15 protein-coding genes are annotated in these 13889 nt (G+C 72.1%); 9 read left to right on the plus strand and 6 right to left on the minus strand.

Annotation, left to right across the window (positions count from 1 at the left end; genetic code table 11):
• Positions 1-62 precede the first annotated feature (62 nt).
• The 9 genes from L2K70_RS13600 to L2K70_RS13640 all read left to right on the plus strand — a co-directional run bounded on the left by L2K70_RS13600 (position 63) and on the right by L2K70_RS13640 (position 10197).
• Entirely contained in the window at positions 63-689 is a 627-nt protein-coding gene (locus tag L2K70_RS13600) for a TetR/AcrR family transcriptional regulator (protein WP_308195818.1), read from the plus strand.
• 1 nt (position 690) lies between these two features.
• On the plus strand, positions 691-1470 hold the full coding sequence (locus tag L2K70_RS13605) for a TIGR03084 family metal-binding protein (protein ID WP_236402716.1): 780 nt from the start codon (positions 691-693) through the stop codon (positions 1468-1470).
• A complete protein-coding gene (locus L2K70_RS13610; RefSeq protein ID WP_236402717.1) occupies positions 1467-3215 on the plus strand; it encodes an acyclic terpene utilization AtuA family protein in 1749 nt (582 codons plus the stop codon). The genes L2K70_RS13605 and L2K70_RS13610 overlap by 4 nt, the downstream gene beginning before the upstream one ends.
• The gene (locus L2K70_RS13615; RefSeq protein WP_236402718.1) at positions 3212-4387 is read left to right on the plus strand and encodes an acyl-CoA dehydrogenase family protein; all 1176 of its coding nucleotides are present in this window, start codon (positions 3212-3214) and stop codon (positions 4385-4387) included. The genes L2K70_RS13610 and L2K70_RS13615 overlap by 4 nt, the downstream gene beginning before the upstream one ends.
• Before the next feature lie 52 nt (positions 4388-4439).
• Positions 4440-4910, plus strand: coding sequence for an SRPBCC family protein (locus tag L2K70_RS13620; RefSeq protein ID WP_236402719.1), 471 nt, complete (start codon positions 4440-4442; stop codon positions 4908-4910).
• Between the two features lie 14 nt (positions 4911-4924).
• Complete coding sequence (locus tag L2K70_RS13625) at positions 4925-6556, plus strand: acyl-CoA carboxylase subunit beta (RefSeq protein ID WP_236402745.1); 1632 nt, start codon at positions 4925-4927, stop codon at positions 6554-6556.
• The gene (locus L2K70_RS13630) at positions 6553-8529 is read left to right on the plus strand and encodes an acetyl/propionyl/methylcrotonyl-CoA carboxylase subunit alpha (RefSeq protein WP_236402720.1); all 1977 of its coding nucleotides are present in this window, start codon (positions 6553-6555) and stop codon (positions 8527-8529) included. The genes L2K70_RS13625 and L2K70_RS13630 overlap by 4 nt, the downstream gene beginning before the upstream one ends.
• Complete coding sequence (locus tag L2K70_RS13635) at positions 8526-9692, plus strand: acyl-CoA dehydrogenase family protein (RefSeq protein WP_236402721.1); 1167 nt, start codon at positions 8526-8528, stop codon at positions 9690-9692. Before L2K70_RS13630 ends, L2K70_RS13635 begins: the two co-directional genes overlap by 4 nt.
• A gap of 124 nt (positions 9693-9816) precedes the next feature.
• Positions 9817-10197: an MmcQ/YjbR family DNA-binding protein gene (locus tag L2K70_RS13640; protein ID WP_236402722.1), complete on the plus strand. Its 381-nt coding sequence runs from the start codon at positions 9817-9819 to the stop codon at positions 10195-10197.
• Between the two features lie 2 nt (positions 10198-10199).
• Here the strand turns inward: L2K70_RS13640 and L2K70_RS13645 are convergent, their stop codons facing one another.
• From L2K70_RS13645 to L2K70_RS13670, 6 genes are all read right to left on the minus strand, one after another.
• A complete protein-coding gene (locus L2K70_RS13645) occupies positions 10200-10640 on the minus strand; it encodes a hypothetical protein (RefSeq protein WP_236402723.1) in 441 nt (146 codons plus the stop codon).
• A 9-nt stretch (positions 10641-10649) separates the two neighbouring features.
• Complete coding sequence (locus L2K70_RS13650; protein ID WP_236402724.1) at positions 10650-11129, minus strand: cupin domain-containing protein; 480 nt, start codon at positions 11127-11129, stop codon at positions 10650-10652.
• Positions 11130-11136: 7 nt separating this feature from the next.
• Positions 11137-11607, minus strand: coding sequence for a VOC family protein (locus L2K70_RS13655; RefSeq protein ID WP_236402725.1), 471 nt, complete (start codon positions 11605-11607; stop codon positions 11137-11139).
• A 10-nt stretch (positions 11608-11617) separates the two neighbouring features.
• Positions 11618-12073, minus strand: coding sequence for a helix-turn-helix domain-containing protein (locus L2K70_RS13660; RefSeq protein ID WP_236402726.1), 456 nt, complete (start codon positions 12071-12073; stop codon positions 11618-11620).
• 207 nt (positions 12074-12280) lie between these two features.
• Positions 12281-13240, minus strand: coding sequence for a PT domain-containing protein (locus L2K70_RS13665; RefSeq protein ID WP_236402727.1), 960 nt, complete (start codon positions 13238-13240; stop codon positions 12281-12283).
• A 34-nt stretch (positions 13241-13274) separates the two neighbouring features.
• Positions 13275-13826, minus strand: a complete 552-nt coding sequence (locus L2K70_RS13670) for an RNA polymerase sigma factor (protein WP_236402728.1) — start codon at positions 13824-13826, stop codon at positions 13275-13277.
• Between the last annotated feature and the right edge of the window lie 63 nt (positions 13827-13889).

A 13889-nucleotide genomic window follows, 5' to 3' on the forward strand; every position in this document is an offset into this window, starting at 1 on the left:
GCACGGTGGCCGAACAAAAAGTCAGGCTTGACTGTTTGTTTGTACGACGGCAGGCTGGCGTCGTGCCCTCCCCGTCGAGCTCCGTCGAGAGCCCGGTCCGCGTGCCGCAGGCGGACCGCACCCGTGCGATGCGGGCCCGGCTGATGGAGGCGACGGTCGAGCTGCTGGTCGAGCGTGGCTTCGCCGGGACGACGACGACGCTCGTCTCGGAGCGAGCGGGCGTGAGCCGGGGCGCGCAGCTGCACCACTTCCCGACCAAGAACGCCCTCGTCGTCGCCGCCGTCGAGCACCTCACCGAGCGCCGCGGCGAGGAGCTCAGCCGGGCCGTCGACGCCCTGCCGGCCGGCGGGAACCGCACCCGCGCCGTCGTCGCGATGCTCGGCGACCACTTCGCCTCCCCCGTGTTCGCCGCTGCGCTCGAGCTGTGGGTCGCGGCCCGCACCGACGAGGCGCTGCTCGCCGCGGTCGCCCCGCTCGAGCAGCGGGTCGGCCGCGAGGCCCACCGGATGACCGCCGCCGCGCTCGGCGCCGACGAGTCGAGGCCGGGGGTGCGCGAGCTCGTGCAGGCCACCCTGGACCTCGTCCGCGGCCTCGGGCTCGCCTCGACGATCTCCGACGACTCCACCCGCCGCCGCCGGATCCTCGGCGAGTGGGCCGACGTGCTGGATCGAGAGATGGCGAGGGCCTGAGGTGAACGACGTCCTGCGGCAGGTGCTCGCCGACCTCGACGCCGAGGGCGAGCGGCTCGACGCGCTGGTCCGCGACCTCGACGACGCCGGGTGGCGCACGCCGACGCCGGCCACCGGTTGGGACGTCGCGACCCAGGTCGCCCACCTGGCCTGGACCGACGAGGTGGCGCTCATGGCCGCCACCGACAAGGAGGCGTGGGACGCCGTCGTGCTCGGCGCGATCGGCGACCCCGAGGGCTTCGTCGACACCGAGGCGCGCCGGATCGCCCGCGAGGACGGCCTCCTCGACCGCTGGCGCACCGGGCGTGAGGCGCTCCGCGACGCGCTGACGTCGTACCCGGCCGGGCAGAAGATGCCGTGGTTCGGTCCGCCGATGTCGGCCACGTCGATGGCGACCGCCCGGCTGATGGAGACGTGGGCGCACAGCCTCGACGTCCACGAGGGGCTCGGCGTACCGGTCGAGGACACCGACCGGATCCGGCACGTCGCGCACCTTGGCGTCCGCACGCGGAACTTCGCCTTCGCGGTCCACGGCCTCGACGTGCCCGCGGAGGAGTTCCGGATCGACCTGGTGTCGCCGTCCGAGGACGTGTGGTCGTGGGGACCGGAGGACGCCGCGCAGACGCTGACCGGCAGCGCGGGTGACTTCTGCCGGCTCGTCACGCAGCGCATCCACCGCGCCGACACGGACCTCGTCGCCACCGGCGCCGACGTCGACCGCTGGCTCGACATCGCCCAGGCCTTCGCCGGCCAGCCGGGTGAGGGGAGGGCGCCGAGATGAGCGAGTCTCGTGACGGTCGCAGGGCGACCTCCTCGACCACCGGAAGCATCAGGATCGGCAACTGCTCGGGCTTCTACGGCGACCGGCTGAGCGCGATGCGCGAGATGCTCGACGGCGGGGACCTCGACGTCCTCACCGGCGACTACCTCGCCGAGCTGACGATGCTCATCCTCGGCAAGGACCAGCTCAAGGACCCGAACCTCGGCTACGCGCGCACCTTCGTCCGGCAGGTCGAGGACTGCCTCGGCCTCGCACTCGAGGGCGGAGTGAAGATCGTCGCCAACGCCGGCGGGCTCAACCCCGCCGGGCTCGCCGACAAGCTGCGCGAGGTCGCCCACGGGCTCGGCCTCGACCCCGCGATCGCCCACGTCGAGGGCGACGACGTACGCCACCTGCAGCTCGAGGGCGCCCTGACCGCCAACGCCTACCTCGGCGGGTTCGGCATCGCCGCCGCGCTGAACGCCGGCGCGGACGTCGTGGTCACCGGTCGGGTCACGGACGCCTCGCTCGTCGTCGGCCCGGCCGTCGCGCACCACGGCTGGACCCCGACGTCGTACGACGAGCTGGCGGGCGCGGTCGTCGCCGGCCACGTCATCGAGTGCGGCACGCAGGCGACCGGCGGAAACTTCAGCGGCTTCCTCGACCTGCCGCTTCGCGACCGACCGCTCGGCTTCCCGATCGCCGAGGTCGCGGCGGACGGGTCGAGCGTGATCACCAAGCACGCCGGCACGGGCGGCGCGGTCACGGTCGACACCGTCACCGCCCAGCTCGTCTACGAGATCCAGTCCACGCGCTACCTCGGCCCCGACGTGACCGTGCACCTCGACGCCCTGCGGCTCGAGGACGTCGGCGAGGACCGCGTCGCGATTACCGGCGCCGTCGGCGAGGCGCCGCCCGAGCAGCTCAAGGTCTGCGTCAACGAGCTCGGCGGGTGGCGCAACCAGGTCGAGCTCGTGCTCACCGGGCTCGACGTCGAGGCCAAGGCCGAGTGGGTGCGCGACCAGCTCGGCGGCCGGATCACCGCAGCCGAGGTCGTGTGGTCCGAGGTCACGGCGCCGCCGCCTGACGCACCGACCGAGGAGTCCGCCTCGACCCTGCTGCGGTGCACGGTCAAGGACGCATCCCCCGACCCGGTCGGCCGCGCCTTCACCTCCGCGGCGGTCGAGCTCGCCCTCGGCTCCTACCCCGGCTTCACGATGACGGCACCGCCCGGACCGGCGACGCCGTACGGCATCTACCGCGCGGCCTACGTCGACCGCGCCGACGTCACCCACACGGTCGTCCACGCCGACGGCACCCGCGAGGTCGTCGCCGACCCCGGCCTCGGGGTGCCGCAGGGCGAGGCGCCCGGTGCGCGCCCGTCGCCGTACCCGGGCCGGACCGACGTGCTCACCCGCCGCCTGCCGCTCGGCACCTTCGTCCACGCGCGCTCCGGCGACAAGGGCGGCGACGCCAACGTCGGCCTGTGGGTGGCGCGCGACGGCGCGTCCCCTGAGGTGTACGACGCCCGCGTGCAGTGGCTGTTCAAGCTGATGTCGCCGCGCGGCATCCCTGCGCTGCTCCCGGAGGCCGACGGGCTCGACGTCGAGGTCTGGCTGCTGCCGCACCTCGGCGCGGTGAACCTCGTCCTCCACGGGCTGCTCGGCGACGGCGTCGCGGCGTCGACCCGCTTCGACCCCCAGGCCAAGGGGCTCGGCGAGTGGCTGCGCTCGCGACTGGTGTCGATCGAGGAGAGCCTCGTATGACGGAGCCGGGTCTCGTGACAGGACTTCGTCCTTCCTCGACCAGCGAGGTGGAGCGGGAGGCGCTGCGTCGTACCGCCGCGGAGCTCGTCCGGCGCGAGGTCGTGCCGCACCTCCAGGACTGGGAGGACGCGGGCGAGATCCCGCGCAACCTTCACCGGACCGCGGCGGACCTGGGGCTGCTGGGCGTGGCGTTCCCCGAGTCGGTCGGCGGCAGCGGCGGCGACCTGCTCGACTCGGTCGCGGTGCAGGAGGCGATGTTCGAGGCCGGCGCGTCGAGCGGCCTGATGGCCGGCCTCTTCACGAGCGGCATCGCGCTCCCGCACATCGCCGCGTCCGGCGACGCTGACCTCGTCGACCGTTTCGTCCGGCCGACCCTGGCCGGCGAGATGATCGGCTCGCTCGCGATCACCGAGCCGGGCGGCGGGTCCGACGTCGCCCGGATCACCACGCGGGCGGTGCGGGAGGGGGGCTCCTACCTGGTCAACGGCGTGAAGACCTTCATCACCTCCGGCGTCCGCGCCGACTTCGTCACCGCGGCCGTCCGCACGGGCGGCCCAGGCCACGCCGGCATCTCGCTGCTGGTCGTCGAGAAGGGCACGCCCGGCTTCACCGTCGACCGCTCGCTGCGCAAGATGGGCTGGCACTGCTCCGACACCGCCGAGCTGTCGTTCGTGGACTGCCGTGTCCCGGCGGCCAACCTCGTCGGCCCGGAGGGCTCGGGGTTCGCGCAGATCGCCGAGCAGTTCGTCGTCGAGCGGATCGCGCTCGCCGTCCACGGCTACGGCATCGCGGCGCGCTCGCTCGACCTCGCGGCGTCGTACGTCCGCGAGCGGCAGGCGTTCGGCCGGCCATTGGCCGCCCACCAGTCGGTGCAGCACACGCTGGTCGAGATGCGCCGCCAGGTCGAGGTCGCGCGCACCTACACGCGTCACGTCGCCGCCCGCCACGTCGCGGGTGACGTCGTCGTCGCTGAGGCGTGCCTGGCGAAGCAGACGGCGGTGGACTGCGCGGCCTTCGTCTGCGACCGCGCGGTGCAGCTGTTCGGCGGCACCGGCTACATGCACGGCACCGAGGTGGAGCGGCACTACCGCGACGCCCGGATCCTGCCGATCGGGGGTGGCGCCGACGAGGTGCTGCGCGACCTGACGGCCAAGCTGATGGGTTACTGCTGATGGGTCTCGTGACAGGACTTCGTCCTTCTTCGACCACCGACAAGGAGATTCGATGATCAAGCTGCCGTCTCTGGGCGACGAGGTGTCGGTGTGGATGGACGCCCCGCCCGCCGAGGTGTGGGACCTCGTCAGCGACGTGACCCGGATCGGTGAGTTCAGCCCGGAGACCTTCGAGGCGAGGTGGACCCGCGGCTCGACCGGACCGGAGGTCGGCGCGTACTTCAAGGGCCACGTGAAGCGCAACGGCGTCGGCCCGACCTACTGGTCCGGCTGCAAGGTCACGGCCTGCGAGCCGGAGAAGGTCTTCGAGTTCTCGGTCGGCTCCGACTCGGTGACCGTCAACAACTGGGGCTACCGCCTCGAGCCCCAGGACGGCGGCACGCTCGTCACGGAGTACTTCCGGATGGAGCCGAACCTCCCCACGCGCCTCTACTGGCTGCTGCTCGGCCCGCTGCGTCGTCGTACGAACCAGCGGGGGATGCGCACCACTCTCGAGCGGATGAAGGCGGTGGTCGAGAAGTGAGCAATCGCGAGGCGATGCTCGAGAAGATCGCCGACCTCGACGCCCAGCACGCGGTCGCGGTGGCGGGCGGCGGGGAGAAGTACGTCGACCGCCACCACGCGCGCGGCAAGCTCACGGCGCGCGAGCGGATCGAGCTGCTCGTCGACCCCGGGTCGGCCTTCCTCGAGCTCTCGCCGCTGGCGGGCTGGGGCTCGGACTTCACCGTCGGCGCGTCCGTCGTCACCGGCATCGGCGTGATCGAGGGCGTCGAGTGCATGATCAGCGCCAACGACCCGACCGTGAAGGGCGGCGCGTCGAACCCCTGGACGGTCAAGAAGATCTTCCGCGCCTCGCAGATCGCCGAGGAGAACGACCTCCCCACCGTCTCGCTCGTCGAGTCCGGCGGAGCCGACCTGCCGACGCAGAAGGAGATCTTCATCCCCGGCGGGCGGCTGTTCCGCGACCTGACTCGGTCCTCGGCGCGCAAGCAGCCGACGATCGCCCTGGTCTTCGGCAACTCGACCGCCGGCGGGGCCTACGTCCCGGGCATGAGTGACTACACGGTCTTCGTCCGCGGCGGCGCGAAGGTCTTCCTCGGCGGTCCGCCGCTGGTGAAGATGGCGACCGGCGAGGAGTCCGACGACGAGTCGCTCGGCGGTGCCGAGATGCACGCCCGGGTCTCCGGCCTGGCCGACTACCTCGCCGAGGACGAGCTCGACGCGATCCGCATCGGCCGGCGCATCGTGGCCCGCCTCAACCGGCGGCGTACCAATCCGGGTCTCGTGACAGGCCTTCGTCCTTCCTCGACCAGCAGAAAGCCGATGGTTGACGAGGTCGCGCAGCGACCGTCACGAGACCGAGGCTTGTCGTTCGCCGAGCCCGACGCCGACCCCGACACGCTGCTCGACCTCATCCCCACCGACCTCAAGGAGCCGTTCGACCCGCGCGAGGTGATCGTCCGGATCGTCGACGGCACGAGCGAGCGCAACGGCCGGCCGTTCGACGAGTTCAAGCCGCTCTACGGCACCTCGCTCGTGACCGGCTGGGCCCAGCTCCACGGCCACCCGATCGGGATCCTCGCCAACGCGCAGGGCGTGCTGTTCTCCGAGGAGGCGCAGAAGGCGACACAGTTCATCCAGCTCGCCAACCAGTCCGACACCCCGCTGCTCTTCCTGCACAACACGACCGGCTACATGGTCGGCAAGGACTACGAGCAGGGCGGGATCATCAAGCACGGCGCGCAGATGCTCAACGCCGTCTCCAACAGCAGCGTCCCGCACCTCAGCGTGATCATGGGCGCGTCCTACGGCGCCGGCAACTACGGCATGAACGGTCGCGCCTTCGACCCGCGCTTCCTCTTCACCTGGCCGAGCGCCAAGTCCGCGGTCATGGGCCCGGCGCAGCTCGCCGGTGTGCTGTCGATCGTGGCGCGCGCCGCCGCGGAGTCCAAGGGACAGCAGTACGACGAGGAGGGCGACGCCGGCATGCGGGCGATGGTCGAGCAGATGGTGGAGGAGCAGTCGCTGCCCTACGCCCTGTCCGGGATGTTGTACGACGACGGGGTCATCGACCCGCGCGACACCCGCACGGTGCTGGCGATCTGTCTCAGCGTGATCAGCAAGACGTCGTGGACCGGTGGCCAGGGATTCGGGGTGTTCCGGACATGATCAGCAGGCTCCTCGTCGCCAACCGTGGCGAGATCGCGCGCCGGGTGTTCGCGACCTGCCGCCGCCTCGGCATCGAGACCGTGGCCGTCCACTCCGACGCCGACGCCGGCCTTCCCTTCGTGGCCGAGGCCGACCACGCCGTACGCCTCCCGGGCAACGCGCCGGCCGACACCTACCTCCGGGCCGACCTCGTCGTGGAGGCCGCCCGCAGCGCGGGAGCCGACGCGGTCCACCCCGGCTACGGCTTCCTGTCCGAGAACGCCGACTTCGCCCGCGCCGTCATCGACGCCGGCCTCACCTGGGTCGGACCGCCGCCCGAGGCGATCGAGGCGATGGGTGACAAGGTCCGCGCCAAGGAGATCGCCGCGGCGGCCGGCGTACCCGTGCTGTCCGCACCCGCATGGTTTCGAGACGGTCGCAGCACGACCTCCTCAACCAGCGAGATGGAGGCCGACCTGCCCCTGCTGGTGAAGGCGTCGGCCGGCGGCGGCGGGCGGGGCATGCGCGTCGTACGCACCCTCGACCGGCTCGACGCCGAGATCGAGGCCGCGCGGGCCGAGGCCGCGTCGGCCTTCGGTGACGGCACGGTGTTCGTCGAGCCCTACGTTGAGGCCGGACGGCACGTCGAGGTGCAGCTGATGGCCGATGCCGAGGCCGCGGTGGCGCTGGGCACCCGCGACTGCTCCGTGCAGCGGCGCCACCAGAAGGTCGTCGAGGAGGCGCCCGCCCCCGGGCTCCCCGCCGCGACCGAGGCGGCGATGTGCGAGGCGGCCGAGCGGCTGGCCCGTGAGATCGGCTACCGGGGCGCCGGCACCGTGGAGTTCCTCCACGACCCCGCGACCGACCGGTTCTTCTTCCTCGAGATGAACACCCGCCTCCAGGTCGAGCACCCGGTCACCGAGCTGGTGTGCGGGGTCGACCTCGTCGAGATGCAGCTCGCCGTCGCCGAGGGACGTGATGCCGTGGGGGCAGCCGCTCCTCCCGAGCGCATGACGTCCGGGCACGCGATCGAGGTGCGCCTCTACGCCGAGGACGCGGCGTACGTCCCGCAGAGTGGCCGGCTGCTCACCTTCGACCTGCCGGCCGACGGCGGCTTCGACCTGCTGGCGCGCAGCGGCGTCCGTGTCGACTCCGGCTTCGCCGCGGGCGACGAGGTGTCGACCTTCTACGACGCGATGCTGGCCAAGGTCGTGGCATGGGCGCCGACCCGCGAGCAGGCGATCCGCCGGCTCGTCGCGGCGCTCAGGCAGGCCCGCATCCACGGCGTGGTCACCAACCGTGACCAGCTTGTCGAGATCCTCTCCGACCCGGTCTTCGTGTCCGGCGAGATGACGACGACGTGGCTCGAGTCGCGTCCGATTCCCGCTGAGTCTCCCAGCGACTCACGTGCGAGCGTGGTCGCCGGCGCACTCATGCTCGCCGCCGACGACGCCGCACGGCGTACGGTCCAGCAAGGCGTGCCCGCCGCGTGGCGCAACGTCGTCAGCCAGCCGCAGCGCACCACCTTCGAGGGCCACGACCCGGTCGAGTGGTGGGGCACCCGTGACGGCTTCGTCGTCGACGGCCTGACGGTGCTGGACGTGTCACCGAGCCACGTGCGCCTGGAGGTCGACGGCGTCGCCGCGCACTTCGACGGACTGATCACTGCCGGGCAGGCGGCCGGCACGCGTGCGGTGTACGTCGACGGGGGCGTTCGGTCCGTCGACCTGCGCGAGGTGCCGCGGTTCACCGACCCCGCCGACGCCGTGGCCAGCGGCTCGCTGCTCGCGCCGATGCCCGGCACGGTCGTCAGGGTCGTCGTCGAGGCAGGGCAAGAGGTCGCCGCCGGCGACGTCGTGCTGGTCCTCGAGGCCATGAAGATGCAGCACACCGTGACCGCGCCGCACGCCGGCACCGTCACCGAGATCAACGTCGAGCCCGGCGCGCAGGTCGCCGCCGGGGAGGTCCTGGCAGTGGTGGAGGAGACCCCATGAGCACGAGCACGTTCACCGAGTCCGAGGAGCGGATCGAGCTGCGCCGCCAGGTCCGCAAGCTGGCGAGCGGCTACGGCCGCGAGTGGTTCGTCGAGCGCGCCCGCGCTGGGGAGAAGACCACCGAGCTGTGGCTCGAGATCGCCAGGGCGGGCTACCTCGGGGTCAACATCCCCGAGGAGTACGGCGGCGGGGGCGGCGGCATCGGCGACGTGGCCGCCGTGTGCGAGGAGCTCGCCGCGCAGGGCTGCCCGTTGCTGATGATGGTCGTCAGCCCCGCGATCTGCGGCACGGTGATCGCCCGCTACGGCACTGAGCAGCAGAAGCAGGACTGGCTGCCCGGGATCTGCGACGGCACCGCGACAATGGCCTTCGCGATCACCGAGCCCGACGCCGGCACGAACTCCCACAACATCACCACCACCGCGCGCCGCGACGGCGACGAGTGGGTGCTGAAGGGCCAGAAGATCTACATCTCCGGTGTCGACGAGGCCGCCAACGTCCTCGTCGTGGCCCGCACCGAGGACGCCCGCACGGGCAAGCTCAAGCCCTGCCTCTTCGTCGTGCCGACCGACGCGGCCGGCTTCGAGTTCACCGCCATCCCGATGGAGATCGTCAGCCCGGAGAAGCAGTTCCAGGTCTTCATCGACGACGTCCGGCTCCCGGCCACTGCGCTCGTCGGCGACGAGGACGGCGGCCTGGTGCAGCTCTTCGCCGGCCTCAACCCCGAGCGGATCATGGCGGCGTCGTTCTCGACCGGCCTCGCGCGGCACGCGCTGGAGAAGGCGTCGTCGTACGCGAAGGAGCGCACGGTCTTCCAGGCCCCGATCGGCTCCCACCAGGCCATCGCCCACCCGCTCGCGACGGCGCACATCGAGAACGAGCTCGCGCGGCTGATGACGCAGAAGGCATCAGCACTCGTCGACGCCGGCGACGACCTGGCCGCGGGGGAGGCGGCCAACATGGCGAAGTACGCCGCCGCCGAGGCCGCGGTGCACGCCGTCGACGCCGCCGTGCAGACCCACGGCGGCAACGGGATCACCCAGGAGTACGGCATGGCCGGCATGCTCGTCGCCGCCCGCGCCGGGAGGATCGCCCCGGTGAGCCGGGAGATGATCCTGAACTTCGTCGCGATGCACTCCCTCGGCCTGCCGAAGTCCTACTGACGTGCTGGCCGTCTGACCACCCTGAAGGCAGTTCGGGTCCACGATGCGTCTGCTGAGCGTGGCAGGCCACATCGCCCGGCGAACTGCCTTCATGGGTGTCGCACCTCGGTGGCAGGATCGCGCCGTGGCCCTGGCAGACCGTCCGCTCGTCCCGGAGGAGTGGGTGAGGCGGATCGACGCCGTGCTCGGCGCCCTGCCGCGGTGCGAGCAGGAGGCCGCATGGACGGGGACCCGGTGGCGGGTCGGGAGTGCGACCGTCGCCCACGTGTTCGGCGGTGAGGACCAGGTCTTCCGGATCACCTTCCGCGGCGAGCCCGACGAGGTGGCCGCCTTCGAGCACATGGGCGAGCCCTACTTCCGCTCGGGCTGGGGCGGCAACGTCATCGGGATGGTGCTCGACGACGACACGGACTGGCAGGAGCTGGCCGAGCTGCTGACCGACTCCTACTGCCTCCAGGCGCCGGCCGGCCTCGCGGAGAAGGTCAGCCGGCCCGGCTCGCGGTGAGCTCAGCAGGCAGGGACCTCGCTGAAGATTCCCGAGCTCACCTTCTTGGTGCCCGCCAGCGTCTTGATCGTCACCTTGAACTTCGTGGACGCCACCACCGACGCATTGATGCCGCCGCTGCTGGTCGGCCGCGAGACCCTGCCCGGGCGGACCGTCTCGTACACCTTGCCGGTCCAGATCGGGGCGGCGGGCGTCTGCAGCTGCACGGCGACCTTGAGCTTCTTGGTGGCCTTGCGTGCGTCCACTCGCACCAGGAGCTCGTAGCCCGCGTCGCCGTCGGTCGAGGTGAAGGAGCTCAGGCACGCCTGGACCTTCGCCTTCTTGAAGTCCATCAGCGGAGTCCAGTCCGAGCGCGCCGAGGCGTACGTCGGAGCGGTGACCGCGCCGGCCGAGAGCAGGACCGTGGTGAGGAGGACGACGAGGACGACGAGGCGCGACTTCATGCGCCGACCCTAGACCCAGGTGTTGTCGTGCTCGCGCATGAAGCGGTCGTAGTCGTCACCGTCGAGGTCGCCGGCGCCGGCGGCGAGACCTTCGAAGTACGCCTCGCGCGGCGCGCCGGGCGCGAAGTGGAGCAGCATCTTCGCGGCGCCGTCCTCGTTGCGGAACCCGTGGATCCCACCTGCCGGCACGTGGGCGAAGTCCCCCGCCGAGCACCTCACCCAAGCAGTGCCGTCGAAGATCGAGACCGTGCCCTCGAGGACGAAGAACGACTCCGTGATCGTGCGGTGGAAGTGGGCTGCGGGGCCGCTCGGTGGCCCGGCGAACTCCCAGCGGTACAGGCCGAAGGTGCCCTGGGTCTCGCTGCCCTGCGCGAGGTAGAAGACCCTGTTGCCGTTGGGGTACACGACGGCCGGCTCGATCCCCGCCCGCTTCACGCGCGCGGAGACCTCGCCGGCGTCGCCGTGGTAGATCGGCGGTGGATAGCTCATGTGGTGATCATGCCCGGGCGGCGTCGTACTCCGCCTTGACCTCGTCGTTGCTCGCGTCGTTGAACTGGTTGATCCGGATCTGGTTGCCGAAGGGGTCGCGGATGCCGAAGTCGGTGCCGTAGGGCTGCTCGACGGGCTCCTGGGTGATCTCCACGCCGGCGTCACGGAGCGCGGCGAAGGTCGCGTGGACGTCGCTGCTCGTCAGGAACAGCCCGCCCAGCGCGCCCTTGGTGACGAGCTCGCGCACCTGGGCGGCGGTCGACTCGTCGTGCTGGGGACCGCCGACGAGCTCGAGGAGCAGCGCGGTGTCCTGGCCGGGCACGCCGATGGTGAGCCACCGCATGAAGCCGAGGTCGATGTCGTCGCGCACCTCGAAGCCGAGGTGGGTCGTGTAGAAGTCGAGCGCCTCGTCCTGGTCGAGCACGGGCACGGAGCGGATGTGGAGGGACGTGATGTGGTTGTTGGTGTCGGTCGTCATGACGAGGACGCTAGTGAGCGTCGACCTCCTCCTGCTTCTCCGAAACGACTGTCGCTGAGGACCGCGCCGTGCGGGGGCGGGTCCACGCCGCGATGAAGCACGACGGCACCCGGACGGCCTCGTGCTGCGCGCGGAACTCGGTCGGTGAGAGCCCGACGATGGTGCTGAAGGTCCGGCTGAAGGTGCCGAGGCTCGCGAAGCCGACGTCCCACGCGACGTCGGTGACGGGACGGTCCGTCTGCCGCAGCAGCGTCATCGCCCGCTCGACGCGTCGTCTCTGGAGGTAGCGGTGCGGCGTCTCGCCGTACACCTCCTTGAAGACCCGGCCGAACTGCGAGGCCGACAGGTGCGCGATCGCCGCCAGCGTCGGTACGTCGAGGGGCTCGGCGTAGCGACGGTCCATCTCGTCGCGGGCCCGCAGCATCCGACGGTTCAGGTCCTCGCGGGCGGACAGCGGCACGGCCATGCCCCGAAACCTAGCCGGGAAAGGAGCAGCGGCACGGCCCCGGGGGGAAGCCGTGCCGCTGCGGTGCGTTGAGGGCCAGTGCCCGTCGCCGGTGGAGCGGGGATCTCTCCGTACTCGAGGTGGGGGTGGATGAATACGGTGGCGACGAGTGCAGCCCGCGGAACGCGGCCGCTCCGGTCCTCATCAGAGACCGGACATCCAGGTGTCCTAGCCGCCTCCCTCGCCGGTCGGGGACGGCTGGTCGGTCGGCTTGCCGGGGGCAGAACCCGGCTTGCCGGTGGGTGCGTCGGTGGGCTTCCCCGTCGGCTGCGACGTGGGGGAGCCGGTCGGCTGCGAGGTCGGCGTGGGCTTGTCGGTCGGCTTGCCGGTGGGTGCGTCGGTCGGCTTGCCGGTGGGTGCGCCGGTCGGCTTCCCGGTCGGCTTCGAGGTCGGCTTGCCCGTGGGCGTGGAGGTCGGCTTGCCCGTGGGCTTCGCGGTCGGGGTCGGGAGCCCGGTGGGCTTGCCGGTCGGCTCCGGCTCGCCGATGAGGTCCACGCAGTAGTCGGCGACCCGGTCGGCGCCGCCCGCAGCAGCCGAGAGGGCGCCGAACGCTGCACTGTCGAGCGACGATCCGTGGGCCGAGCGGTCCGTGGCCTGGAACGCGCGGCAGAGACCCTGGAGGTTCGGCGTCGGGGTCGGGGTCGTTCCCGAGGTCGACCCCGCCCCGCCCGTCCCGGGTCCACCGGTCGCGGACGCCTCGTCCCCAGGGGCGGCGGAGGTGCTCGACGCCTCCGCGGGTTGCGGGTCCTCGGCGGCCGACGACGACTCGGTGGCCTGGTCGGAGGCCTGGCCGGGGAGGCCAGGGACGTGCGGCAGGCCGATGGACCCCGCCACCGCGAAGCCGCCCGTGGTCAGCAGGACGATCGCGCCGGTCGCCGCCGCGGCACGCACGGCGGTCCGCCCGCTGCGTCGCGGAGCCGGCAGCACCATGCTGCCGCCGCCGGGCGAGGGGACCATCGCGGTCCGGTGGAACGCGGCAGCTGCTGCGTCCTCGCGACCCAGCTCGCTCGGCTGGGCGGGACCGCTCGCGGCCGCCAGCACCGAGCCGAGCGCGCTGCCGTGCGCCGCGGGGTCCTCGAGCAGTCGCTCGGCCTCCCCGCGGGACAGGTGTCGTCGGTGGATGCGCATCTCACTCCGTTCAGCGCCACGGGCGGACGCGGTGTTACGGCTCCCGGTCGATCTTCTTGGCCAGCTGGCGCAGGCCGCGGAAGGATGCCGCCCGCACGGCACCCGGGCTCTTGCCGAGGATCTGCCCGGCGGTGGCAGCGTCGAAGCCCAGCACCGTGCGCAGCATGATCGACTCGGCCTGGTCGCGCGGGAGCGAGGCGACCAGTGCGAGCGCGGCCTGCGACTGGACCCGGCCGAGCGTGTCCCCCTCGACATCGGCGTCGTCGAGCAGGTCGACCATCTCCTCGACCGCGCGGTCGTCGGTCGGCCGGCGGCGGGAGTGCCGGAGGTGGTCGAGCGCCCGGTTGCGCCCGATGGTCGTCACCCAGCCGCGGAAGCCGTCCGCGTCACCGGTGAACCGGTCGAGGTCGCGGAACGCCTGGGCCCACGCCTCGCTCGCCACGTCCTCGGCGTCGCCGGCGCCGACGAGGACCGTCAGGTAGCGCAGCAGCGGGGGGTGGACCGCCCGGTAGACGGTGCGGAACGCGCCGTCGTCGCCCACGAGCATCTGCGCGACGGCAGCGTCGAGGGGATCGGGAGGGGGCACCCGCCGGTTCTACCCCACGGACCGGGTCGGATCACAGGTCGCACCGCGCGTGTCCCGCGGCAG

This window comes from Nocardioides potassii, from assembly GCF_021648885.1.
GTDB classification, from domain to species: Bacteria; Actinomycetota; Actinomycetes; order Propionibacteriales; family Nocardioidaceae; genus Nocardioides; species Nocardioides potassii.